This is a genomic window from Glutamicibacter sp. NPDC087673, assembly GCF_044743255.1.
GTDB lineage: Bacteria > Actinomycetota > Actinomycetes > Actinomycetales > Micrococcaceae > Glutamicibacter.
Window position 1 is genome coordinate 36,060 of sequence record NZ_JBIUWB010000004.1, and the last position, 22,988, is coordinate 59,047.

At 62.5% G+C, this 22,988-nt stretch carries 20 protein-coding genes; 17 read left to right on the forward strand and 3 right to left on the reverse strand.

Annotation, left to right across the window (positions count from 1 at the left end):
- Positions 1-60 precede the first annotated feature (60 nt).
- Both ACIOTL_RS10390 and sdhC read right to left on the reverse strand, forming a co-directional pair.
- Entirely contained in the window at positions 61-504 is a 444-nt protein-coding gene (locus ACIOTL_RS10390; RefSeq protein WP_105661695.1) for a succinate dehydrogenase hydrophobic membrane anchor subunit, read from the reverse strand.
- 3 nt (positions 505-507) lie between these two features.
- Positions 508-921: a succinate dehydrogenase, cytochrome b556 subunit gene (gene sdhC, locus ACIOTL_RS10395; RefSeq protein WP_388025151.1), complete on the reverse strand. Its 414-nt coding sequence runs from the start codon at positions 919-921 to the stop codon at positions 508-510.
- Between the two features lie 246 nt (positions 922-1,167).
- On the opposite strand from sdhC, the gene ACIOTL_RS10400 reads away from it, so the two are divergent.
- The 10 genes from ACIOTL_RS10400 to ACIOTL_RS10445 all read left to right on the forward strand — a co-directional run bounded on the left by ACIOTL_RS10400 (position 1,168) and on the right by ACIOTL_RS10445 (position 13,405).
- Positions 1,168-2,283 (forward strand): mannose-1-phosphate guanylyltransferase, encoded by a 1,116-nt coding sequence (locus ACIOTL_RS10400; RefSeq protein ID WP_105661696.1) that lies wholly within the window; start codon positions 1,168-1,170, stop codon positions 2,281-2,283.
- Positions 2,284-2,429: 146 nt separating this feature from the next.
- Positions 2,430-3,626 carry an amidohydrolase gene (locus tag ACIOTL_RS10405; protein ID WP_400342533.1) on the forward strand — a complete coding sequence of 399 codons (1,197 nt, stop codon included), beginning with the start codon at positions 2,430-2,432 and terminating at the stop codon, positions 3,624-3,626.
- A gap of 287 nt (positions 3,627-3,913) precedes the next feature.
- Positions 3,914-5,002 (forward strand): BMP family protein, encoded by a 1,089-nt coding sequence (locus ACIOTL_RS10410; RefSeq protein WP_105657428.1) that lies wholly within the window; start codon positions 3,914-3,916, stop codon positions 5,000-5,002.
- A gap of 141 nt (positions 5,003-5,143) precedes the next feature.
- Entirely contained in the window at positions 5,144-6,742 is a 1,599-nt protein-coding gene (locus ACIOTL_RS10415; RefSeq protein WP_105657429.1) for an ABC transporter ATP-binding protein, read from the forward strand.
- Positions 6,739-7,944, forward strand: a complete 1,206-nt coding sequence (locus ACIOTL_RS10420; RefSeq protein ID WP_105661697.1) for an ABC transporter permease — start codon at positions 6,739-6,741, stop codon at positions 7,942-7,944. The genes ACIOTL_RS10415 and ACIOTL_RS10420 overlap by 4 nt, the downstream gene beginning before the upstream one ends.
- Entirely contained in the window at positions 7,941-9,212 is a 1,272-nt protein-coding gene (locus ACIOTL_RS10425; RefSeq protein WP_332489199.1) for an ABC transporter permease, read from the forward strand. Before ACIOTL_RS10420 ends, ACIOTL_RS10425 begins: the two co-directional genes overlap by 4 nt.
- A 9-nt stretch (positions 9,213-9,221) precedes the next feature.
- Positions 9,222-9,632, forward strand: a complete 411-nt coding sequence (locus ACIOTL_RS10430) for a cytidine deaminase (protein ID WP_400342535.1) — start codon at positions 9,222-9,224, stop codon at positions 9,630-9,632.
- A 43-nt stretch (positions 9,633-9,675) separates the two neighbouring features.
- Entirely contained in the window at positions 9,676-10,989 is a 1,314-nt protein-coding gene (locus ACIOTL_RS10435) for a thymidine phosphorylase (RefSeq protein ID WP_400342537.1), read from the forward strand.
- Positions 10,990-11,445: 456 nt separating this feature from the next.
- The gene (locus ACIOTL_RS10440) at positions 11,446-12,120 is read left to right on the forward strand and encodes a DedA family protein (protein ID WP_105657434.1); all 675 of its coding nucleotides are present in this window, start codon (positions 11,446-11,448) and stop codon (positions 12,118-12,120) included.
- 103 nt (positions 12,121-12,223) lie between these two features.
- A complete protein-coding gene (locus tag ACIOTL_RS10445; protein ID WP_400342889.1) occupies positions 12,224-13,405 on the forward strand; it encodes an adenosine deaminase in 1,182 nt (393 codons plus the stop codon).
- Positions 13,406-13,492: 87 nt separating this feature from the next.
- Here the strand turns inward: ACIOTL_RS10445 and ACIOTL_RS10450 are convergent, their stop codons facing one another.
- Complete coding sequence (locus ACIOTL_RS10450; protein WP_400342539.1) at positions 13,493-14,983, reverse strand: aldehyde dehydrogenase family protein; 1,491 nt, start codon at positions 14,981-14,983, stop codon at positions 13,493-13,495.
- A 110-nt stretch (positions 14,984-15,093) separates the two neighbouring features.
- On the opposite strand from ACIOTL_RS10450, the gene ACIOTL_RS10455 reads away from it, so the two are divergent.
- The 7 genes from ACIOTL_RS10455 (at position 15,094) to ACIOTL_RS10485 (ending at position 22,884) form a co-directional block, all read left to right on the forward strand.
- On the forward strand, positions 15,094-15,792 hold the full coding sequence (locus tag ACIOTL_RS10455; protein WP_105661702.1) for a MazG nucleotide pyrophosphohydrolase domain-containing protein: 699 nt from the start codon (positions 15,094-15,096) through the stop codon (positions 15,790-15,792).
- Between the two features lie 92 nt (positions 15,793-15,884).
- Positions 15,885-17,165: a phosphopyruvate hydratase gene (gene eno / locus ACIOTL_RS10460; RefSeq protein WP_105661703.1), complete on the forward strand. Its 1,281-nt coding sequence runs from the start codon at positions 15,885-15,887 to the stop codon at positions 17,163-17,165.
- Between the two features lie 124 nt (positions 17,166-17,289).
- The gene (locus ACIOTL_RS10465; protein WP_400342541.1) at positions 17,290-18,129 is read left to right on the forward strand and encodes a septum formation initiator family protein; all 840 of its coding nucleotides are present in this window, start codon (positions 17,290-17,292) and stop codon (positions 18,127-18,129) included.
- 29 nt (positions 18,130-18,158) lie between these two features.
- The gene (locus ACIOTL_RS10470; protein WP_400342542.1) at positions 18,159-18,860 is read left to right on the forward strand and encodes a DUF501 domain-containing protein; all 702 of its coding nucleotides are present in this window, start codon (positions 18,159-18,161) and stop codon (positions 18,858-18,860) included.
- Positions 18,860-19,786: an exopolyphosphatase gene (locus ACIOTL_RS10475; RefSeq protein WP_400290112.1), complete on the forward strand. Its 927-nt coding sequence runs from the start codon at positions 18,860-18,862 to the stop codon at positions 19,784-19,786. Before ACIOTL_RS10470 ends, ACIOTL_RS10475 begins: the two co-directional genes overlap by 1 nt.
- 34 nt (positions 19,787-19,820) lie before the next feature.
- Complete coding sequence (locus tag ACIOTL_RS10480) at positions 19,821-21,326, forward strand: S8 family serine peptidase (RefSeq protein ID WP_105657441.1); 1,506 nt, start codon at positions 19,821-19,823, stop codon at positions 21,324-21,326.
- A gap of 190 nt (positions 21,327-21,516) precedes the next feature.
- A complete protein-coding gene (locus tag ACIOTL_RS10485) occupies positions 21,517-22,884 on the forward strand; it encodes an NAD(P)/FAD-dependent oxidoreductase (protein WP_105657442.1) in 1,368 nt (455 codons plus the stop codon).
- The last annotated feature ends 104 nt before the right edge of the window (positions 22,885-22,988 follow it).

Sequence of the window (22,988 nt, forward strand, 5' to 3'; positions counted from 1 at the left end):
CTTGATGCTCTCTTTTCTAAAAATCTGTGTGGCTATTGGCTGGAACTAGGGGAGTTCCAATTAGCACTGCGGCAGCTGGCTGCCGGCGACGCATGGATCGAAGGTGAAGATCACCAGGGAACCAAGCACGATGATGAAGATCGTGGCGACGTACAGGATGCCCTTGAGCCATGCACGGGTAGCGTGCTTCTCTGCGTAGTCGTTGATGATGGTGCGCACGCCGTTGGTGCCGTGCAGCATGGCCAGCCACAGCATGGCCAGATCCCAGAACTGCCACAGCGGCGAGGCCCACTTGCCGGCCACGAAGCCGAAGCTGATGCCGGAGATGCCTTCGCCGACCATCAGGTTGGAGATCAGGTGGCCGAAGATCAGGACGATCAGCACGACGCCGGAGAGGCGCATGAACAGCCATGCCAGCATTTCGAAGCTTCCGCGGGACTTTGGTCCGCGCTTGTACTTTGGATCAATGCGCTGGCTGCGAGGAGCAGGAATAGAAACGCTCATGGCTTAGTGGCTCCCAAATGCGATCGACAGGTGACGGATGGCGAAGCCCGCAAAGACGATGACCCAGAGGATCAATACGCCCCAGAGCAACTGGCGCTGGTACTTGGTACCCTGCTTCCAGAAGTCGACCAGGATCAAGCGCAGACCGTTGAATGCGTGGAAGAGGATTGCTGCAACCAGACCGGTTTCACCAAGTGCCATCCACGGGGTCTGGTAGGTGCTAATGATTGCGTCGTAGGCGCCGGCATCGACACGGACCATGGCCGTATCGAGCACGTGCACCAGCAGATAAAGAAAAATAACGACACCGGTGACTCGGTGTCCCACCCAGGACCACATGCCTTCATGGCCGCGGTATAGGGTGCCTGACGAAGTCTTCGACACTGAACTAAACCTCCAAGGCTCGCAACGGCGCATGTGTATATTGCACACAATGAGATTTGACGCACTTGTGCGAGCGTTCCTTGTGCGAGTCTAAACCACTTGGCTAGCTCCAATCTATTTCGTGTCTCGTTCCTGTGAGCATGTTCACCGAAAAGGGGTAATTATGCGCTAAAAGGCCGAAATCCCGCCCGTAATACCTCATGCGATGTTTTCGTATTTAATCTGTTGCACAGGTTTCAATGGACAGGATTATCCACCGAATGAATTAGTCTGGAAGGCGTGAATGCAGACCTATTAGCCCGATTCCACGGCGTGATCCCCGCCGGCGGCGTCGGCACCCGATTGTGGCCCCTCTCCAGGGCTTCCGCTCCGAAGTTTTTGCACGATCTGACCGGATCCGGATCCACGCTGATCCGCGCCACCTATGACCGCCTGGTCCCGCTGGCCGGCGAACGGATCATGGTGGTCACCGGGCGTGCGCACCGCGGAGCCGTAGTGTCCCAGTTGCCCGAGCTGTGCGACGAGGACCTGGTGCTTGAGCCGGAGCCGCGCGACTCGGCCGCCGCCATCGGCCTGGCCGCCGCGATCCTGTACCGCCGCGACCCGAGCATCATCATGGGCTCCTTCGCCGCGGACCAGGTCATCGAGCCGGTTGAGGTGTTCCAGGCCGCGCTGAGCGAAGCGATCCATACCGCGGCGACCGGCAAGATCGTGACCATCGGCATCCACCCGACGCACCCTTCCACCGGTTTCGGCTACATCCAGACCGGCGAACCGCTGCAGGTGCCCAATGCGCCGTCGGCGCGCGGCGTGGTGCAGTTCGTGGAGAAGCCCGATGAGGACACCGCCCGCAAGTACCTGGCCTCGGGCGGGTTCCTGTGGAATGCCGGCATGTTCGTCGCGCCGGTGAGCCTGATGCTCAAGCACCTGGAAGCCAACGAGCCGGCGCTGTACGCGGGCCTGATGAAGATCGCCGATGCCTGGGAAACCGATCAGCGCGAAACCGTGATGCGCGAAGTCTGGGCCGATCTGCCGAAGATCGCCATTGACTATGCGGTGGCCGAGCCGGCCGCCGCGGCCGGCGACGTCGCGGTGATCCCGGGCGTTTTCAACTGGGACGACGTGGGCGACTTCGCCGCGATCGGCCGCTTGAACAAGGCCAGTGCCGAGGAGGGCATCATCAACCTGGGCGGCGAGTCGGTGCGCGTGTATGCCGACAGTGCTACCGGCGTGGTCTATTCGGACCGCCCGCGCGTGGTGGCCCTGGTCGGGATCGAGGATGTGGTCGTGGTGGATACCGCCGACGCGTTGCTGGTGACCACCAAGGAGCATGCGCAGAAGGTCAAGCAGACCGTGGAGGCCTTGAAGGCCGACGGTGCTACCGAGGTGCTCTAGCACAGCAGGATTGCGAACGGGGCGAGCTGGCCGGCAATAGGTCGGCGCGCCCCGTTTCCCTTGCCTGATGTTGCGCAATGCGCCCGAACATTACGGAAAACTGTCATTTTCTGCACCGTGCCGAGTATCTTCAAAAGGTGTCCACCGTGAATGAAAATGGCAATCCGGCTTCCGTCAGCGACTTCACCGAGCCGCTGATCGACCAGCTGATCGGCTTCCGCAGGGAACTGCATCGCAACCCGGAGCTGTCCTTTGCTGAGCACCAAACCACCGAGCGGATTCTCGAAACCCTGCGTGCTGCCGGGCTGGCGCCGCAGAAAATGGCCGACACCGGCGCCTTCGTGGACATTGGCGAAGGGCCCATCCGCATCGCTTTCCGTGCCGACATCGACGCGCTGCCGGTGGTGGAGGAAACCAACCTGGAGTTCGCCTCGATGACCCAGGGCGTGGCGCACGCCTGCGGCCACGACATCCACACCACCGTGATGATCGGCGTGGCCTTGGCCCTGGGAAGGATCCATGCCGCCGGCAAGCTCGATGGCTGCGTGCGGGTGATCTTCCAGCCCGCCGAGGAGAAGCTTCCCGGCGGGGCGCTGTCGGTGATCGAGCAGGGCTTGCTCGATGGCGTGCCGCGGGTGCTCGCGCTGCATTGCGACCCGCGGATCGACGCCGGGCATATCGGCACCCGCATCGGCGCGATCACCTCGGCCAGCGACACCATCCGCATCGAGGTCAACGGCCGGGGCGGGCACACCTCGCGCCCGCACCTGACCGAAGACATCGTTTTCGCGATGAGCCAGATCGCCACCCAGGTCCCGGCCGTGCTCGGACGCAAGGTCGACGTGCGCTCGGCCGTCTCGGTGGTCTGGGGCCAGATCCATGCCGGCAGCGTGCCGAACGCGATCCCCGCCACCGGATACCTGGCCGGCACCATGCGCTGCCTGGACGGCGATGTCTGGTACGAGGCCGGTGAGCTGCTGGACCAGGCCGTGCGCCAGATCGCCGCTCCCTACGGAGTGGAAATCAAGCTGCAGCACACCCGTGGAGTGCCTCCTGTGGTCAACGCTCCGGCGGAGACCGCATTGATCGAGGACGCCGCGCGCCGCGAGTTCGGGGCCGAGGCCATCGAGCTGACTCCGCAGTCCATGGGCGGGGAGGACTTCGCGTGGATGACGCAGAAGGTTTCCGGTGCGATGCTGCGGCTGGGAACCCGCACCCCGGGCGGCAAAACCTATGACCTGCACCGCGGGGACTATATCCCGGACGAATCGTGCATTGGCGTGGGGGTTCGCATCATGGCGGCCGCCGCCATGCAGGCTGTGCGCGAGGCAAACGCCAAATAGGGCGTTGGCCACATCAAACCCGAAAGTTTTTAACATTTCTTTGACGCTTTAACAATTCGGTCAGTGACTTGGGCGTTGGCGTTAAGCGCTTGCCGTTTTGCGGCCCGTAAGTTATCTGTTTGTAATCTTTATCGTCTTTACCTGTGACATATCTCCGATAGGCTATGGAAACGATGGGAATGCTATGACTTTTGGTGTGCTCGAGTAAGGCCTAGGCAATGAAGCCTTGCACGAGGGTCAGGTGTCTTGCCTCCCGCATTATCTCGCAAGATTCTTTGGAGGAACAGATGCGCTTCGTATCGCGCAAGACCGGTATGGCTGCAGCCATGCTCGGCATCTCGGCATTAGCTTTGAGCGCCTGCGGCGCTGCACCGGAAGAGACCAGCTCGGCTGGCCAGTTCCCGGACTACGTTGGCTGCATTGTGTCCGACTCCGGTGGATTCGACGACCAGTCCTTCAACGAATCTTCCTTCCGCGGCTTGAAGAACGCCGAGAAGGACCTGGGCATCCAGACCAAGGATGCAGAATCCAAGTCGAACGCCGACTTCGCGACCAACCTCAACGGCATGGTCAACGCAGGCTGCGACCTGACCGTCACCATCGGCTTCCTGCTGGGCGACGCAACCGCTGAGGCTGCCGCGGCCAACCCGGACAAGAACTTCGCCATCGTCGACTTCCAGTACGAGAAGCCGATCGAAAACGTCAAGCCGATCATCTACGACACGGCCCAGGCTGCCTACCTGGCAGGCTACGCAGCAGCTGCCGCTTCGAAGACCGGCACCGTTGCCACCTTCGGCGGCATCAAGATCCCTACCGTCACCATCTTCATGGACGGCTTCGCTGACGGCGTGGCCAAGTTCAACGAAGACAAGGGCAAGGACGTCAAGCTGCTGGGCTGGGACAAGAAGAAGCAGGACGGCACCTTCTCCGGCGACTTCGAGAAGCAGGATAAGGGCAAGCAGATCACCAAGAACTTCATCGCTTCCGGCGCTGACGTTGTCATGCCTGTCGCCGGCCCAGTGGGCAAGGGCGCTGGCGCTGCAGTGGTCGAGGCCAACGACGGCGGCAAGGAAGCCAAGCTCGTGTGGGTCGACTCCGACGGCTTCCTGACCGCTCCCGACTACAAGGACGTCATGCTGACCTCGGTCGTGAAGACCATGGACACCGCAGTCGAAGATGTCATCCGCACCGACGCCGAGGGCAAGTTCGACTCGACCCCGTACGTGGGCACCTTGGAGAACGAGGGCGTTGCACTGGCACCGTTCCACAACTTCGATGAGGAAATCGGCGAAGACACCAAGAAGGAGATCGATGCCCTGAAGCAGCAGATCATCTCCGGTGAGCTGGAGATCGAATCGGCTTCCAGCCCCAAGTAGGTCTAGGCAAACCAGCCATGGAGCGCGTCACCGCTCGCCGCAATACAGCGGTGGGCAGGTGACGCGCTTTATGCCTGCCTAAGGGCCAAAACAACCTGCAAGCAAGAACCTCGCCAAACGAACAATGAAGATGGTGGAATCGTGAAACTCGAACTACGAGGAATCTCGAAAGCCTTCGGTTCTTTCTACGCCAACAAAGATATCGACCTGACGGTCGATGACGCCCAGATTCACTGTCTGCTCGGCGAAAACGGTGCTGGAAAGTCCACGCTTATGAACGTGCTCTACGGGCTGTACCAGCCGACCGAGGGCCAAATTTTGCTGGACGGGAAGCCCGTCGAGTTCTCCGGACCGGGCGACGCCATGGCCTCGGGCATCGGCATGGTGCACCAGCACTTCATGCTGGTCCCGGTCTTCACCGTGGCAGAGAATATTGCCCTCGGCGCAGAAACCACCAAGGCTGGCGGCGTGCTTGACCTGCAGGTCACCCGCAAGAAGATCCGCGAGATCTCCGACCGCTACGGCTTCGACGTGGACCCGGACGCGGTCGTCGAAGACCTGCCCGTTGGCGTGCAGCAGCGTGTCGAGATCATCAAGGCCCTGGTGCGCGAGGCCAAGATCCTGATCCTCGATGAGCCGACCGCGGTGCTGACCCCGCAGGAAACCGACGAGCTGCTGGACATCATGCGCCAGCTCAAGGCCAACGGCACCTCCATCGTCTTCATCTCGCACAAGCTGCGCGAAGTGCGTGCCGTGTCCGATGTGATCACCGTGATCCGCCGCGGCCAGGTCATCGATTCGGTCTCCCCGGAATCCTCCACCACCGAGCTGGCCAACCTCATGGTCGGCCGCGCCGTGGAACTGAACCTGAACAAGGCCGCAGCCACTCCCGGGCAGGCGGTACTGCAGGTCAAGGACCTGACGGTCGTCGACCCGGCGGGCACCACCACGCTGGACTCGGTCACCTTGGATATCCATGCAGGCGAGATCCTGGCGATCGCCGGCGTGCAGGGCAACGGCCAGACCGAACTGACCGAAGCGATCCTGGGCACCCAGCCGGTGACGGGCGGCTCGGTCAAGCTCGCCGGCCAGGAGCTGGTTGGCAAGTCGGTCAAGCAGATCCTGCGCTCGGGCCTCGGCTTCGTTCCCGAAGACCGTTCGGTGCACGGCCTGGTCACCCAGTTCTCCATTGAGGAGAACCTGGTGCTGGACCTCTACGACCGCCCGCCCTTCGGCAAGGGCATCTCGATGAACCTGGAGGCGATCAAGAAGAACGCCGCGCAGCAGATCCAGGGCTTCGACGTGCGTACCGACAACCCGCTGAACCCTGCTTCCAGCCTCTCGGGCGGCAACCAGCAGAAGGTCGTGATGGCCCGCGAGTTGAGCCGCGATTTGAAGCTGTTCATCGCTTCGCAGCCGACCCGCGGCGTGGATGTGGGCTCCATCGAGTTCCTGCACCGCCGCATCGTGGCCGAACGCGACAAGGGCACCCCGGTGATGATCGTTTCCACCGAGCTGGACGAGGTCATGGAATTGGCCGACCGCATTGCCGTGCTCTACAAGGGCAGGATCAACGGCATCGTGCCGGGCGACACCTCCCGCGAGGTGCTGGGCTTGATGATGGCCGGTGTTTCGCAGGAAGAAGCCCTGGCCCAGGCCGAATTCGCGAAGGCGGAGAACGAGCCGGTTGAAGCCCAGCCAGCTAGCGAGCATGACAACCAGGAAGGAGAAGCGCAGTGAGCGAGAAAGCACCTGTGGTTCCCGGCTCCGGCAAGCCGGGCAATGACCTCTTGCGCCAAATCACCCAGGGACCAGGCCTGGTCTCGGTCCTCGGCGTCATCGTCGCACTGGTCATCGGCGGCCTGCTGATTGCGGTCACCGATGAGAAGGTGGGCGAAACGGCCGGCTACCTCTTCGCCCAGCCTTCGGCCTTCTTCGGCGAATTCTGGCGTGCGGCCACCGAAAGCTATGTGGCGCTGTTCAACGGCTCGATCTACAACTCCTCGCAGGGGTTCAAGCCGTTCCTGGAGACCCTGACCGTCTCCACCCCGCTGATCTGCGCCGGCTTGGGCGTGGCCGTGGCATTCCGCGCCGGCCTGTTCAACATCGGTGCCCAGGGCCAGATCATCATCGGCTCGGTGCTGGCCGCCTACATCGGCTTCGCCTGGCACCTGCCCATCGGCCTGCACCTGCTGCTGGTGATCGTCTTCGGCCTGCTCGGCGGCGCGATCTGGGGCGGCCTGGTCGGCCTGCTCAAGGCCAAGACCGGCGCCCACGAAGTGATCCTCACGATCATGTTCAACTACGTGGCCGTGTACCTGATCGACTTCCTGATGAACACCCAGGGGTTCCGCCGTCCCGGCGAGACCAACCCGATCTCGCCGATCCTGGACAGCTCGGCCATCTTCCCGGCGATCCCCGGTTCGCGTTTGCACCTGGGCTTCGTGATGGCGGTGCTGCTGGTGCTGGCCGTGTCCTGGATGTTCAAGCGCTCCACCGTGGGCTTCGAATTCCGCGCCGTGGGCCACAACCCGGAAGCCGCGCAGACCGCCGGCATCAACGTGGCCCGCACCACCATCATTGCGATGGCGCTGGCTGGCGCCTTGGCCGGTGCCGCAGGCGTGGCACAGGTGGCAGGCACCGAAAAGGTGCTCACCGGCGGCATCGCCGGCTCGCTGGGCTTCGACGCGATCACCGTGGCGTTGCTGGGCCGCTCCACCCCGTGGGGCACGTTCTTCGCCGGCCTGCTCTTCGGAGCGTTCCAGGCCGGTGCGGTGAACATGCAGATCACCACCGGCACCCCGATCGACATCGTGTCGGTGGTGCAGTCGCTGATCGTGCTGTTCATCGCCGCCCCGCCGCTGGTCAAGGCCATCTTCGGCATGAACCGCAAGAAGAAGCGCAGCTCCAAGCTCGAACCTACTAAGGCAGGTGCCAAGTGACCTCTTCCACCTTGCAGCCGGCAATCAACGTCCTGCCGAGCAAGAAGACCCCGATCATCCTCTCGGTGATCGCAGTGATCGTCTTCTTCAGCTTCGGCCTGCTGGGCAACGACCAAGCCGCCCACTTCACGCTGAACAGCGCCGGCGACGCCTTCGAGCTGCCCGAACTGGTCTTCCCGGGCCGCATCACCAACATCGTGTTCGGCGTGCTGCTGCTGGCCATTGCCGCCTACGCGTGGATGCAGCGCAAGCAGGGCAGGATCCTGGCCACCTGGATGGTCGCCATCGCGGCGGTCCTGTTCGTGCTGGGCTTCCTGATCTGGGTGGTTTCCGGCGCCAACATCAACAGCATTTCGCTGGCCAGCCTGCTGGCCGGTGGCGTGGTGCTGGCCGTGCCGCTGGTCTTCGGTTCGCTTTCGGGCGTGCTGTGCGAGCGTGCCGGCGTCGTCAACATCGCCATCGAGGGCCAGCTGCTGGGCGGTGCTTTCACCGCGGCACTGGTCGCCTCGCTGACCCAGAGCGCCTTCGCGGGCCTGGTTGCCGCCGGCCTGGCCGGCGCCATGGTCTCGCTGGTCCTGGCGGTCTTCTCCATCAAGTACGTGGTCAACCAGATCATCGTCGGCGTGGTCCTGAACGTGCTGGTTTCGGGCATCACCGGCTTCCTGTTCACCACCGTGATGCAGGAGGACCCGGAGCGCTTCAACTCGCCAGCGCACCTGCCGGTCCTTGAAATCCCGCTGCTCTCCTCGATCCCGGTCATCGGCCCGATCCTGTTCAAGCAGTCGGTGATCGGCTACCTGATGTACCTGGCCGTCTTCCTGGTCTGGTTCGGCCTGTTCAAGACCAAGTGGGGCCTGCGCGTGCGCGCCGTGGGCGAGCATCCGAAGGCAGCCGATACCCTGGGCATCAAGGTCAACGCGATCCGCTTCTGGAATGTCACCCTCGGCGGCATCGTGGCCGGCATCGGCGGTTCCTTCTTCACCCTGGTGGCCATCGACTCCTTCACCAAGGAAATCTCCGGCGGCCGCGGCTTCATCGCGCTGGCCGCAGTCATCTTCGGCCGGTGGAACCCGATCGGCGCTTTCCTGGCCGCCCTGCTCTTCGGCTTCGCCGATAACTTGCAGGTGATCCTGACGATCATCGGCACCCCGGTACCAAGCCAGTTCATGGCCATGATGCCTTACCTGGTGACCATCTTCGCGGTGGCCGGATTGGTGGGGCGTTCGCGCGGACCGGCAGCTGCGGGCGAACCCTACGTGAAGGAATAGCGATTTCCCATGAATAGCAACAACGCGCCGTGGCCGCAGATCGAAGCTGCGGCTGCGGCCGCGCTGTCCCAGGCCTACGCGCCCTACTCCGAGTTCCGGGTGGGTGCCGCGGCACTGACCAGCGACGGCCGCCTGATTTCCGGGTGCAACATCGAGAACGCCGCCTACGGGGTCACCCTGTGCGCTGAATGCGCCATGGTGGGCCAGCTCTTCGCCACCGGCGGGGGCACCATGGAATACTTCCTGTGCTTCGGCCAGCTGCGCGAGGGCGAGCTCGAACTGATCACCCCGTGCGGCCGGTGCCGCCAGCTGCTTTTCGAGCACCGCGGGGCGCAGCTGCTGATCAAGACAGCCCGCGGCATCGTGGGAATCGACGACCTCTTGCCTGACGCGTTCGGGCCGCAGAATCTCAACTTCTAGCGCCGGAGCACACCGGCCAACAGCAGAATGGAAGGTGCCTGATATGGCTACCGAGCAATTCAGTGCCGTCGAAGTCATCCGCGCCAAGCGCGATGGCGGCGAACTGAGCAACGAGATGATCGACTGGACCATCGATGCCTACACCCGCGGGGCCATCGCCGAAGAGCAAATGTCCGCGCTGAATATGGCCATCTACTTCCAGGGCATGAACCGCAACGAGATCTCGCGCTGGACCACCGCGATGATCAACTCCGGGGAACGCATGGACTTCTCTGCCCTCACCGACCCGTCGGGCAAGAAGCTGGCCACCACCGACAAGCACTCCACCGGCGGCGTGGGGGACAAGATCACCTTGCCGCTGGCTCCGCTGGTCGCCAGCTTCGGCGTGGCCGTCCCGCAGCTCTCGGGCCGCGGGCTGGGCCACACCGGCGGCACCCTGGACAAGCTCGAAGCCATTCCCGGCTGGAAGGCGGCCCTGTCCAACGAAGCGCTGTTCTCCCAGCTGTCCAACGTCGGCGCGGTCATCTGCGCCGCCGGCACCGGACTGGCTCCGGCGGACAAGAAGCTCTACGCCCTGCGCGATGTCACCGCCACCGTGGAAGCCATCCCGCTGATCGCGTCCTCGATCATGAGCAAGAAGATCGCCGAAGGCACCGGCACCCTGGTGCTGGATGTGAAGGTCGGCTCCGGCGCGTTCATGAAGGACGAGGCCATGGCCCGCGAACTGGCCGAGACGATGGTGAACCTGGGCACCGATGCGTCGGTGAACACCGTGGCGCTGCTGACCAACATGGAAACCCCGCTGGGCCTGACCGCCGGCAACGCCATCGAGGTCGAGGAATCCGTTGAGGTCCTGGCCGGCGGCGGACCAGAGGACGTCGTGGAGCTGACCGTGGCCCTGGCCACCGAGATGCTTGCCGGGGCAGGCATCAAGGATGCGGATGTCCCCGGTGCGCTGAAGAACGGCAAGGCCATGGACATCTGGCGCAAGATGATCGCGGCCCAGGGCGGCGATCCGGATGCCAAGCTGCCGGTAGCCAAGGAATCGCACACCGTGGTGGCGCCCGCCGAGGGCGTGCTGATCAAGCTCGACGCCATGGACATCGGCCTGGCCGCGTGGACCCTGGGCGCAGGACGTGCCCGCAAGGAAGACAGCGTCCAGGCCGGCGCCGGCGTGCGCATGCACGTGAAGCCAGGTGCCTTGGTTCGCCGTGGCGAGCCGATTGCCACCTTGCTGACCGACACCCCGGCCAAGATGGAGCGTGCCATCGAGCTGGTCCAGCGCGCCATCATGATCGGTTCGGCCGATGACCGTCCGGACACCCGCCTGATCCTGGACCGCATCGCCGCCAAGTAGCCGAATCCGGATGGGCGCTCAAGGAGCCGGGAAACACGTTGCCGTGTTTCCCGGCTCTTTCGCTTGCCGGCGACCGATCCGCTGGGAATCTGCGCCCCGCTCCAGAAATATCGGGAGCCTGGTCGCCCTGCGAGTGCTCTTCCCCGGCCTCGCTGCCTGCAGCAGCTGGGCTTTTCTTTCCGGAGGGCCGTGCAGGTCCGTTCGTCTTCGAAGTTGCGGTAGCAATGGCCTGGCATCCTGGTGGTTCCCAGGCCAGCTGCCGCAGTAGAAGTTCCCAGAAAGTTCCCGGGAACAATAACGGCGTAGTCAAACGTTAGTCAGTTAACTCCTACCTGGGTAGCAGATGGGAATTGTCCACAACGCAACGTAAGCAGGATGCGCGCAGGTGAGTTCTCGAGCGAAAATGGAGAGACATTCAGCGCATGGAGCGCCTTGGGAAAGTAGATGTAGGCACGCATGGAATTAGTCAATGAGGCAATCACGCAGGCCGCCAGCGCATGGTGGATCCTGCCGTTATTGTTTCTGTTCTGCATGATCGATGCGATTTTCCCCCTCGTCCCGAGTGAATCATTTTTGGTTTCACTGGCCGCGGTCGGCGTCCACACCGGTGTTCCCAACCTTGTCCTGATCGGCTTGCTCGGTGCCGGCGGTGCCTTGCTCGGCGACCAGATCACGTACGCCATCGGACGCAAGATCGGATCCAGGGGCTTCAAGTGGATGCGCGGGCAACGCGCGCAGCGGGTGCTGAACTATGCCGAGAAGAAACTTGAAACCTCGGGCGCTCTGCTGATTTTCACGGCCCGATACATCCCGATTGGCCGAGTGGCCGTGAACCTGACCGCGGGCGCCACCGGATTCAGCCACAAGCGCTTCACCCTCTTCGACACCATCGGCGTGCTGACCTGGGCCGCCTACTCCGTCAGCATCGGTGCGCTGGCCGGCAACTGGATGCACGACAACAAGCTGCTGGGCATTGCAGTTTCCATTGTCATCGCCGTAGTGCTCGGATTCGTCATCGACCGGATCGTCAGCTGGGTGCTGGATCGCCTGCATCGGCGCGCGGCGAAGCGCGAAGGGCACCCGGTGCAACCAGCCAGGCAGACCGTCCCGCCAACCCCTGACGAGGGTTAACCTCCCGTATTGATCAGGGTCACATAGTGGCTCGCAGATCTTTACCCGTTGGAGCTGTCAGTTCCACGAAAATGCGACTAGGCTCAGTGGTGTGACTGAAGAAATGATTCATACTGACTACGATCCCGAATTCGATTTCCGGGATCTGCCTAAAGTTTCGCTCCATGACCACCTCGACGGTGGTTTGCGCCCTCAGACGATCATCGAGCTGGCCGCCGAGATTGGACACGAGCTGCCAGAGACCGAAGCAGAAGCTTTGGGCGAATGGTTCCGTGAATCAGCCGACTCCGGCTCGCTGCCACGCTACCTGGAAACCTTCGAGCACACCGTCGCGGTCATGCAGACCCGAGATGCGCTGATCCGCGTTGCCCGCGAATTCGTAGAGGACCTCGCTGAAGACGGTGTCATCTACGGCGAAGTCCGCTATGCACCAGAGCAGCACCGCCGCGAAGGCTTGAGCCTGGACGACGTCGTCGACGCCATCCAGGAAGGCCTGGACCAGGCCTGCGAGCAGCTCAACGCCGAGGGCCACCCGATGCAGATCGGCCAGATCGTTACCGCCATGCGCCACAGCGACCAAGGCGTGGAAATCGCCAAGCTGGCCCTGCGCCACCGTGGTCGTGGCGTCGTCGGTTTCGATATCGCCGGTGCTGAAGATGGCTTCCCGCCCTCGGTGATGAAGGAAGCTTTCGACCTGCTGGCCGAGAATCTCTTCCCAACCACCGTGCACGCTGGCGAAGCAGCCGGCCTGGATTCCATCAAGGAAGCCATCCTGATCGGCCGCGCCCAGCGCCTGGGCCACGGAGTCCGCGTAGCCGAGGACATCGAGATCGAGTTCGGAGCTATCGACGAGAACGGCGAAGAACTCAGCGACGATACCGGCCTGGTATCGCTGGGCCCGGTAGCGAACTGGGTCCGCGAACGCGGCATCCCGCTGGAAGTCTGCCCGTCCTCGAACCTGCAGACCGGTGCTACCTCCAAATTCGGCGAAGGCATCGGGAACCACCCGATCGACCTGCTGGTCCAGACCGGTTTCAATGTCACCATCTCGCCGGATAACCGCCTGATGTCCGGCACCTCCTTGTCCGATGAGTTCGAATTGCTGGTAGAAGCCTTCGACTACGACTTGGAAGATCTGCTGGATCTGACGCTGAACGCCGCCGAAGCTGCTTTCGTCCCGCTGGAAATGCGCGAGCTGCTCGTTGAGTACATCAACGACTACTACGACAACCTGCTGGATGACGAGGACTACGAAGAAGACGAATACGAAAACGTCGCCGACTAGTTCCAGGACCCAGCCGCCAGGCAACCACCGAAGCCGCCCCTTGCCCAAGCAAGGGGCGGCTTCGCTGGTTCCAAGGGCAGGTGGTTCCTAGAACGGGTACTGCTTCTTGGTGGACTGCACGCCGACCCAGTGATCGGTGGTGAATTCCTCGATAGCCCACTCGCCGTTGAAACGGCCCAGACCCGAATTCTTCTCGCCGCCGAACATCACATGCGGTTCATCATTGACGGTGATGTCATTGACGTGAGTCATCCCGGCCTTGATGCCGCGGGCAAAGGCGACGCCCTTCTCCAGGTTTTGCGTGAAAACGGCCGAGGACAAGCCGAATTCGGTGTCGTTGGCCAGTTCCAGCGCATGCTCTTCGGAGTCGGCCTTGGCGATGCCCACGACCGGGCCGAAGATCTCCTCGCGGAACAGTTCCATGCCGCTGGTGACATCTGCGAAGACGTGGGGAGAGACCACACGGCCTGTGATCGAACCTGCCAGGACTTCGCGGGCGCCCTGGCCACGTGCGGTCTTGATCTTGCCGCTCACCGACGCCAACTGCGCATCATTGATGATCGGTCCCACGAGGTTGGCTGGATCGGCGGCATCGCCATAGCCGAGCTTGCCGACCTGCTCGATGAACTTCTCGATGAAGGCCTCGTAGACCGGAGCCTGGACGATGATGCGGTTGATGGCCATGCAGATCTGCCCCTGGTGCAAGAACTTGCCCAGGGTCGCGGCCTTGGCTGCTTCGTCAAGGTCAGCGTCTTCGAGCACGACGAATGGCGCGTTGCCGCCAAGCTCCAGCGCCACGCGTTTCATGTGCTCGCCGCTGACCGCGATTTTCCCGACGTTCTTGCCCACCGGAGTCGAACCGGTGAACGAAACCAGCGACGGGGTCCGATGCGCCACGAAGTAATCGCCGATTTCCGAACCGGACCCAACCACTGCGTTCAGCACGCCATCTGGCAGGCCAGCCTCGGCGAAAGCCTTGGCCAGGACCAAGGCTCCCACCAGCGGGGTATCCGAGGCGGGTTTGAGCACCACCGCATTGCCCAGGGCCAGGGCGGGCGCTACGGACCGGGCCGACAGCAGCAGCGGGAAGTTCCACGGGCTGATGACGCCCACCACGCCGACCGGTTCGCGGTAGACCCGGTTCTCCTTGCCCTCGGCATTGGAGGGCAGGATCTTGCCGTGCACGCGGGTGGGGAAGGTGGCTGCTTCGCGGATGGCAGCGATGGTGCCGCCCAGTTCGATGTTCGCCTTCAACTGCGTGGAACCGGACTCGGCGGTCAACAGCGCCAGGATGCCCTCGAAGTTCGACTGCAGGTAGTCGGCGGCCTGGTTCAGGACCTTCGAGCGCTTGCCGGGGGAGAGCGCCGCCCAGCCTGGCTGCGCAGCGGCGGCAGCGCCATAGGCGTCGTCGACGTCTTGGGTCGAGGCCTGGCGGATCTCGGCCAGGAGCGAGTCATCAAAAGGGTTGGCAGTGCGCATGATGCGCTCGGAGCGCCCCTCAACCCACTGGCCGCCGATGAAGAGTTTGGCTGGAAGCTGATCCAGGAATTCCAGCTGGGCGGTGTCTTGGACGGTCATTGGCAATCCTTCGCGTCGTCGGGATGAACTACGGCCATGCTAGCCCGAATGGGCAGCAATGGGCAGCTCCTTGGCCGCAGGCTGAAAGCCCGCTTCGATAGCATGTTCCTATGCCGGAGAACAGAACGCAGCTAGACCAGCTCAACGCCACCGTACGGACCCTTCGCAGCAGATGCGCCTGGACTGGCGCGCTGACTCACGAGTCGCTGCGCACCTACCTCATTGAGGAAAGCTATGAGGTGCTGGACGCCATCGCTGAACGGAACCCGGATCTGTTGAAGGAGGAGCTGGGGGACTTGTTCTTCCAGATCCTGCTGCATTCGCTGATCGCCGAGGAGCAAGACCATTTCGGCCTGGAAGATGTCGCCGAAACGCTGAATGCGAAGCTATTGCGCCGCAACCGGCATATTTTCGACGAGCAGGGCCAGGTCCGCCAGGACGTCATCACGGATGTGGATGAGATTATCCGCGTGTGGGATGCGGCGAAGCAGGCCGAACGCGCCGGCCAGCCGAAGAAGCGGAAGAACGCGGGACTGCCCGCTGGGCTGCCGTCCCTGGCGCTCGCGCAGAAATTGCTTGATCGCCATGCCAGAGCAGGATCGGCACAGCCCGCGGCCGGGCTTGTCACCGAGCAGGTTCGTGAGCGAATCGTCGACGAGTTCTCCCTGGCCAAGGAATTAATGGCCCTGTCAGCGAGGGCCGAGGAGCTGGGCCTGGATGCCGAATCGGTGCTGCGCGCGGCCCTGGGCCAGCAATACGGCGCGGAAACTGGCGCAACAACATCGCCCAAATCACCTTCGAAGCGCTAGGCTAGAGACAGGCAATGGCGCCGACGGTCTTATCAGCGACCGCTGGTTGACCTGCCCCAAGACCACCCCTTTTCTACAAGGAGTCCATACTCATGGCATTGATTGACGCCATTCACGCGCGCGAAATCCTTGATTCCCGCGGCAATCCGACCGTCGAGGTCGAGGTCCTGCTATCCGACGGCTCGCATGGCCGTGCTGCTGTTCCTTCCGGTGCATCCACCGGCGCTTTCGAAGCAGCTGAGCGTCGCGACGGCGACAAAGACCGGTACCTCGGCAAGGGCGTACTGGGTGCTGTAGAGTCCGTCATCGACGAAATCGCCGACGAGCTGGAGGGCCTTGACGCCACCGACCAGCGCGCCATCGATGCCACCATGATTGAACTGGACGGCACTGCCAACAAGTCCAAGCTGGGTGCAAACGCCATCCTCGGCGTCTCCCTGGCAGTGGCCAACGCCGCTGCAGTGAGCGCCAACCTGCCACTGTTCAAGTACCTGGGCGGCCCTAACGCGCACGTACTGCCAGTGCCACTGATGAACATCCTCAACGGCGGCTCCCACGCCGACTCCGACGTGGACATCCAGGAATTCATGATCGCCCCGCTCGGCGCGCCGACCTTCTCCGAGGGCCTGCGCTGGGGCGTCGAGGTCTACCACAACCTCAAGTCCGTGCTGAAGGAGAAGAACCTCTCCACCGGCCTGGGCGACGAGGGCGGCTTCGCTCCGAACCTGCCAAGCAACCGCGCGGCTCTGGAACTGATCACCGAAGCGATCAAGCGCGCTGGCTACACCCCGGGCGAAGACATCGCCCTGGCGCTGGATGTCGCTTCCTCCGAGTTCTACGAGAACGGCGCTTACCAGTTCGAGGGCAAGGCGCTCTCTGCCCAGGAAATGAGCGACTACTACGCTGGCCTGGTTGCCGACTTCCCATTGGTTTCGATCGAGGATCCACTGGATGAAGACGACTGGGATGGCTGGAAGACCCTGACCGACGCCATTGGCGACAAGGTGCAGCTGGTAGGCGACGACCTGTTCGTCACCAACCCGCAGCGCCTGGCCGACGGCATCGCCAAGGGCACCGCCAACTCGCTGCTGGTGAAGGTCAACCAGATCGGCACCCTGACCGAAACCATCGATGCAGTGACCATGGCGCAGCGTGCCGGGTACACCACCATCACCTCGCACCGTTCGGGTGAAACCGAAGATGTCACCATCGCTGACATCTGCGTGGCAACCAACGCCGGGCAGATCAAGACCGGTGCACCAGCTCGCTCCGAGCGCGTAGCCAAGTACAACCAGCTGCTGCGTATCGAAGAAGACCTGGGCGCCTCGGCGGTCTACGCTGGCCGTAGCGCGTTCCCGCGTTTCAACAGCTAATTTTCAGTAATAGCGAATAAGCTCGTCGGTAGTGGATACCGGCGGGCTTTTCGTTATTTAATGGAATTATCTTGCCAAGTCCACGGCAACACCGCAAGAAAAGCACCACGGGAATTGGGGGAGTATGGCTCAGCGACCACCGCGAATGCCTCGCCGTAATACTCCGGATCCGGCCGAAGAAGCCGTAATAACCCCGGTTGACCAGACGAAACATGACGGCGCAGGTTCCGAAGCTGAACCGCCTACCGACGCTCTGCGCATCGTCAGGCCACAAGCGCAGGCCAGGCAAACTCCTGCAACGCCGCGCCCACCGAAGGCCGCTCCCGCTGCGCAGAAGCCCAGAAGCGTTGCAGCACAGCCGAAATCGACGGCACGCCCAGCGTCAGATGCGTCACGTGAGCCGGAAAAATTTGCAGGAAATTACGCGCCGAAGCCGAAGGTGCCGCTGCGCGAACGTGCCAAGGAAAAGCAGAACGAACGCCGACGCGATGACCGGGTGAAGTTCTCTGCTGCCGTACGCCGCAAGCCGGGGCAGAAGCCGTCTGGCCAGAACCACGTCCCCGAGGGCGAACCCGTTGCTGCGCACCGGTTTTCCGGCCGTATCGCCGCCTTGATCGTGGTCCTGGCCTTCTTCGCAGTGATGCTCGTGCCCACGGTGAATTTCTACCGCACGCAGATGGCGGAGCTGAATGAGCTGAATGCCTCGATCGAAGCGCTGGAGACGCAGCGCGATGACCTCAAGGCAGAGATCGCGCGCTGGGATGACCCGCTGTACATCAAGCAGCAAGCACGCGAGCGGATAAACTTGGTAATGCCTGGTGAAAAGCTCTACATGGTGGTGGGTGAACGCCCTAAGGATGAAGAGACGCCCGCCGACGGCAACGGAAGCACCTTCGAGGTGCGCCAGGAACTTCCATGGGTTGATGCTCTGCTCGACTCCGTTCGACGTTCTGCCACTGACTAACCACTTTAAACACGAAGAGACTTATAACCGTGACTGAACAGCCAATCCGCGAAGCCCTTGACGCCGCCGGACGAGTACCCAGCGAAGCTGACCTCGACACCCTGTCCCGCCAGCTGAACCGCCCGGTGCGCGATGTGGTGGAGATCGGTGCGCGCTGCGTTTGCGGAAACCCTCTGGTAGCCACCACGGCACCGCGCCTTTCCTCGGGTATTCCCTTCCCCACCACCTACTACCTGGCGCACCCGGTGATCACTGCGGCAGTGTCGCGGTTGGAAGCTGCCGGGTTGATGAACGAGATGAATGACCGCCTGGGCGAGGACGCGCAGCTGGCGCAGGCATATATCGATGCCCACGAGTCGTACCTGGCCAACCGCGATGCGATTGGCCAGCGCTCGGGGACCGGGGCCGTTCCGGAAATCGCTGGTGTCTCCGCTGGCGGCATGCCGACCCGCGTCAAGTGCTTGCACGTGCTGGTAGGGCACTCGCTGGCTGCCGGCGAGGGCGTGAATCCGCTGGGTGATGAAGCGCTGGCTGGGATTGCCCAGTGGTGGTCCAAGGACAAGTGCTACTGCGTGGGTGCTTGGGATACCGAATCCGAGGCCCCGAGCCGTGACCGCTCGCGCCACGTGAAGACCCAGGAACAGCAGGACCCAGCGGCCAAGCGCGCAGAACGCGCCCGGAAGCGTGCCGTGCGTGAATCCGCACAGGGCGCTGACCAGGATGATGCCTAATGCGCGTGGCCGGTATTGACTGCGGAACCAACTCCATCCGTCTGCTGATCGCGGACATCGGGGCCGATGGCCAGCTGATCGACGTGCTGCGCACCATGCGCATCGTGCGCTTGGGCCAGGGCGTTGACGCTACCGGAGCTTTCGCTCCCGAGGCCTTGGAGCGCACCTTTGAAGCTGCTCGCGAGTACAAGAAGCTGTGCGATGAGCATGGGGTGGAAGCCATCCGTTTCGCAGCGACCTCGGCGGCCCGCGATGCATCGAATCGCGAGGTCTTCACCGAGCGGATCACCAAGATCCTGGGCGTTGCCCCGGAAGTGATCAGCGGTGAAGAAGAAGCCTCCCTGTCCTTTGCCGGTGCGGCTTCGGTTCGGGACGGGCAAAGCGGCAAGAGCCTGGTGATCGACCTCGGTGGTGGATCCACTGAATTCGTTCTCGGTGATGCCACCGGCCCGTTGGCAGCCAAGAGCCTGGACATGGGGTGTGTGCGCGTTACCGAACGGTTCCACCAAGCGGGATTGCGTTCGGACCAGGCCTTGGAATTCATGGACAGCACCTTGGAATCCTTGGCCGGATCGGTTGACGTTGCGCAGGTCGACGCGGTGATCATGGTTGCAGGCACTTTCACGACGCTCACCGCCCAGGCCCTGGGATTGAAGCAGTACGAGTCGGAAAAGATCCATGGGGCGCAGCTGAGCTTCGCCCAGATGCGCCAAGCCACCGCCAGCATGCTTTCCTACAGCCGGGAAGAGCGCGCGGCACTGGGCTTCATGCATCCGGGACGAGTTGATGTGATCCAAGCTGGCGCAGCCATTGTGCAACGCATCCTTCATTACCTTGAAAAGGCCAGCGGGAACCGCGAAATGGTTCTGATTGCTTCCGAACACGATATTCTCGACGGAATCGCGGCTTCAGCTGCCGCCGCCTGAACCTGTCACCCAGTCACCGACCCAAGGAGATGTCTTGAGCTCAGCTTTGCGTGCCAGGAAAAGAATGGGCTTCCTCAAGCTCGGCTCTCTGCTTGTCGCAGCGCTGTTGGCCTTCACCCTGCTCAGCGTGGGCGTACCTGCCCGCGCTGACAACATGCGTGAGTCCGAATACTGGCTCAAGTCGTTGGGCGTGGCCGAAGCGCACAAGACGACAAAGGGCGAAGGCGTCAAAGTCGCGATCATTGATACCGGCATTGATACCGCGCATCCAGACTTGAAGGGTGCCGTGGTTGGCGGTGCTGATATGTCCGGCTCAGGCGGAGACAAGGGCAACAAGCCCATAGGCGTCATGAGCGAGCACGGCACCTTGGTGGCTACCTTGCTCGGCGGGCGCGGCAACAACAAGGGCGAAATCAAGCGGGTTAAATCCGAGAACGAGCGCTTGAAGGCCGCGTGGGAAAAGGCCAAGAAGACCGCCGAAGACGAAGACGAGGACATTCCCCAGGAACCTGAGTACGAAAAGGTGCCAAAGCTGAAGAGCGGCAAGGACGGCGTGCTCGGCGTCGCTCCGGCAGCAGACCTGCTGTCTGTGTCGCTGTGGATGGGCGAAGGCAACCCGGCGAAGATTCCAGTGGAAACCCAGATCCCCCGTGCCGTGAAATGGGCCGTGGATTCCGGGGCCAAGGTCATCAACATGTCTCTCGGTTCAACCAGCCCGGCATGGCCGGAAAGCTGGGATGACGCCTTCAAGTACGCAGAAGACCATGACGTGGTTATTGTTGCCGCTGCAGGCAACCGTTCGGGCGGCATGAGCCAGGTGGGCGCCCCGGCCACCATTCCGGGAGTGCTGACCGTGGCCGGCGTTGATGCCAGCGGCAAGGCTTCGCAGGATTCCTCGACCGAAGGCATTTCCATCGGCGTTGCGGCCCCTGCCGAGCAGTTGGTCGGCGGCTTGCCAGATGACGGCTACGCGCGCTGGTCCGGTACCTCCGGCGCGGCTCCTTTGGTGGCGGGCGTGGCCGCATTGATTCGTTCGGAATACCCGAACATGAAAGCTCCTGAGGTCATCAACCGCATCCTGAAGACCGCCAAGGACACCGGCACAGCCGGCGTGGACAACCTCTACGGCTACGGAATCATCGATGCGCAGGCGGCAGTGACGGCGAGCGTCCCCTCGGTATCCGAGAACCCGCTGGGCACGATCAGCGAGTGGATTCGCGTGCACCGCCGCGACACCCAGAAGACTGCTGATACCCCAGCTCCGGGCGTCTCGATGGAGAAATCGGACCTCAAGCAGGTCGCGGCGCCAGATCCGGTTCTTCCCGATGACTCGGCACCGGCGCTTCAGCCGTTGCTGATCGTCGGCGGGGGAGTGCTCTTGCTGCTGGTGATCATTGCAGGCATCGCCCAGACCCTGGTGCGTCGTCGACGCGAGAAGGCTGCGGCGCGGCTTGGTTCGGCTTCCTTGAGTTCATTGAAAGTCCCGGATCAAGCTGGCGGCCGGGATCTGTTCGACGAGATTCCCGAAGAAGAGAAGTAAATAGCGGACAAAGCGGGGTGGAAACTGAAGATCCACCCCGCTTTTTCGCGCCTTCCGATGCTTAATTCGACAGGTTGGTGCGAACCTCGGCAGTCGGAAACGCCCATGCCTGGCGACGACGTGACACACCGAACGGAAATAGTTAGTGAATGTTTTCACTAACTCGAAAAATCCGCGTAGAATCAACAGTATGTCGATCATCGAAACCTCCCAGAAGCGTCCGCGCATTCTTATCGTCGGCGGTGGCTACGTAGGCCTGTACGTCGCGATGAAGTTGCAGAAGAAGGTCAAGGCACACGGCGGCATCGTCACCGTTGTCGACCCGAACCCGTACATGACTTACCAGCCATTCCTGCCAGAAGTTGCCGGTGGCCAGATTGAACCACGCCACGTTGTGGTCTCGCACCGTCAGCACCTGAAGCACTCCGAGCTGGTCAACGGCCGCGTGCTGAGCATCGACCATGCCAACAAGAAGGCTGTCATTGCTCCGGTCAACGGCGAGCAGTTCGAGCTGGAATACACCGATGTCGTGATGTCCGCTGGTGCGGTCACCCGTACCTTCCCCATCGCTGGCCTGGCTGAAACCGGCATTGGCCTGAAGACCATCGAAGAGGCTGTCGCCCTGCGCAACAAGGTTGCCGAGCGCATCGAGTCCGCTTCGAACATGACTGATCCAGTTGCACGCAAGCGCGCCCTGACCTTCGTGGTCGTCGGCGGCGGCTTCGCCGGCATCGAGACCATCGCCGAGCTGGAAGACATGGCCCGTCACTTGATCGGTCTCAACGACCGCATCGATGCGAAGGAAGCACGCTTCGTCCTGATCGAGGCCATGGGCCGCATCATGCCAGAAGTCACCGCCGAGCAGGCGGAGTGGGTTGTCGATCACCTGCGCAGCCGCGGCATCGAGGTCTTGCTGAACACTTCGCTGAACAATGCCGAAGAAGGCAACCTGGAACTGATCAACATGGCCGACAAGTCCCCAGCGGGCGAGTTCGGTTCCGACACCTTGATCTGGACTGCTGGCGTCATGGCCAACCCGATGGTTCGCTCCACCGATTTCCCAATCGAGCAGCGCGGCCGCATCGAGACCCGCACGGACCTTCGTATCAAGGATGCCAACGGCGAACCTCTGGAAGGCGCCTGGGCGGCCGGCGATATCTCGGCAGTCAAGGACGTCACCGGCGGCCTGCCGGACGGCACCTGCGTTCCCAACGCACAGCACGCAGTGCGCCAGGCCAAGCTGTTGGCCAAGAACCTGTACGCTGCGCGCTACGGTGTTGGCACCATCAAGGAATACAAGCACTCCAACCTGGGCGCAGTTGCCGGCTTCGGCCGCAACAAGGGCGTTGCCAAGGTTGTTGGCATCAAGCTCAAGGGCTGGCCAGCATGGATGGCACACCGCGGCTACCACGGCATGGCCATGCCGACCTTCGAGCGCAAGTTCCGCGTCGTTGGCGACTGGCTGGTTGCACTGGTCTTCAAGCGCGATGCCCTGCAGCTGAACAACCTCGAAGCACCACGCACTGCTTTCGAAGAGTCGGCCAAGCCGAAGAAGTAGGCTTGAGCCGTAGTTGGTCGACGATGATGCGAGGGGCCAAGCAATTGGCCCCTCGCGTACGTCAGCAAAGAAGGATTTTCTATTTGCTTTGCCGATCACGTAAA

Bases quoted from the DNA above. Each gene is read 5' to 3' on its own strand.
- ACIOTL_RS10435 (WP_400342537.1), top strand. From the start codon at position 9,676: ATGGCTACCGAGCAATTCAGTGCCGTCGAAGTCATCCGCGCCAAGCGC.
- eno (WP_105661703.1), top strand. From the start codon at position 15,885: ATGGCATTGATTGACGCCATTCACGCGCGCGAAATCCTTGATTCCCGC.
- ACIOTL_RS10455 (WP_105661702.1), top strand. From the start codon at position 15,094: ATGCCGGAGAACAGAACGCAGCTAGACCAGCTCAACGCCACCGTACGG.
- ACIOTL_RS10445 (WP_400342889.1), top strand. From the start codon at position 12,224: ATGATTCATACTGACTACGATCCCGAATTCGATTTCCGGGATCTGCCT.
- ACIOTL_RS10465 (WP_400342541.1), top strand. From the start codon at position 17,290: ATGGCTCAGCGACCACCGCGAATGCCTCGCCGTAATACTCCGGATCCG.
- sdhC (WP_388025151.1), bottom strand. From the start codon at position 921: ATGCGCCGTTGCGAGCCTTGGAGGTTTAGTTCAGTGTCGAAGACTTCG.
- ACIOTL_RS10475 (WP_400290112.1), top strand. From the start codon at position 18,860: ATGCGCGTGGCCGGTATTGACTGCGGAACCAACTCCATCCGTCTGCTG.
- ACIOTL_RS10430 (WP_400342535.1), top strand. From the start codon at position 9,222: ATGAATAGCAACAACGCGCCGTGGCCGCAGATCGAAGCTGCGGCTGCG.
- ACIOTL_RS10485 (WP_105657442.1), top strand. From the start codon at position 21,517: ATGTCGATCATCGAAACCTCCCAGAAGCGTCCGCGCATTCTTATCGTC.
- ACIOTL_RS10450 (WP_400342539.1), bottom strand. From the start codon at position 14,983: ATGACCGTCCAAGACACCGCCCAGCTGGAATTCCTGGATCAGCTTCCA.
- ACIOTL_RS10440 (WP_105657434.1), top strand. From the start codon at position 11,446: ATGGAATTAGTCAATGAGGCAATCACGCAGGCCGCCAGCGCATGGTGG.
- ACIOTL_RS10410 (WP_105657428.1), top strand. From the start codon at position 3,914: ATGCGCTTCGTATCGCGCAAGACCGGTATGGCTGCAGCCATGCTCGGC.
- ACIOTL_RS10390 (WP_105661695.1), bottom strand. From the start codon at position 504: ATGAGCGTTTCTATTCCTGCTCCTCGCAGCCAGCGCATTGATCCAAAG.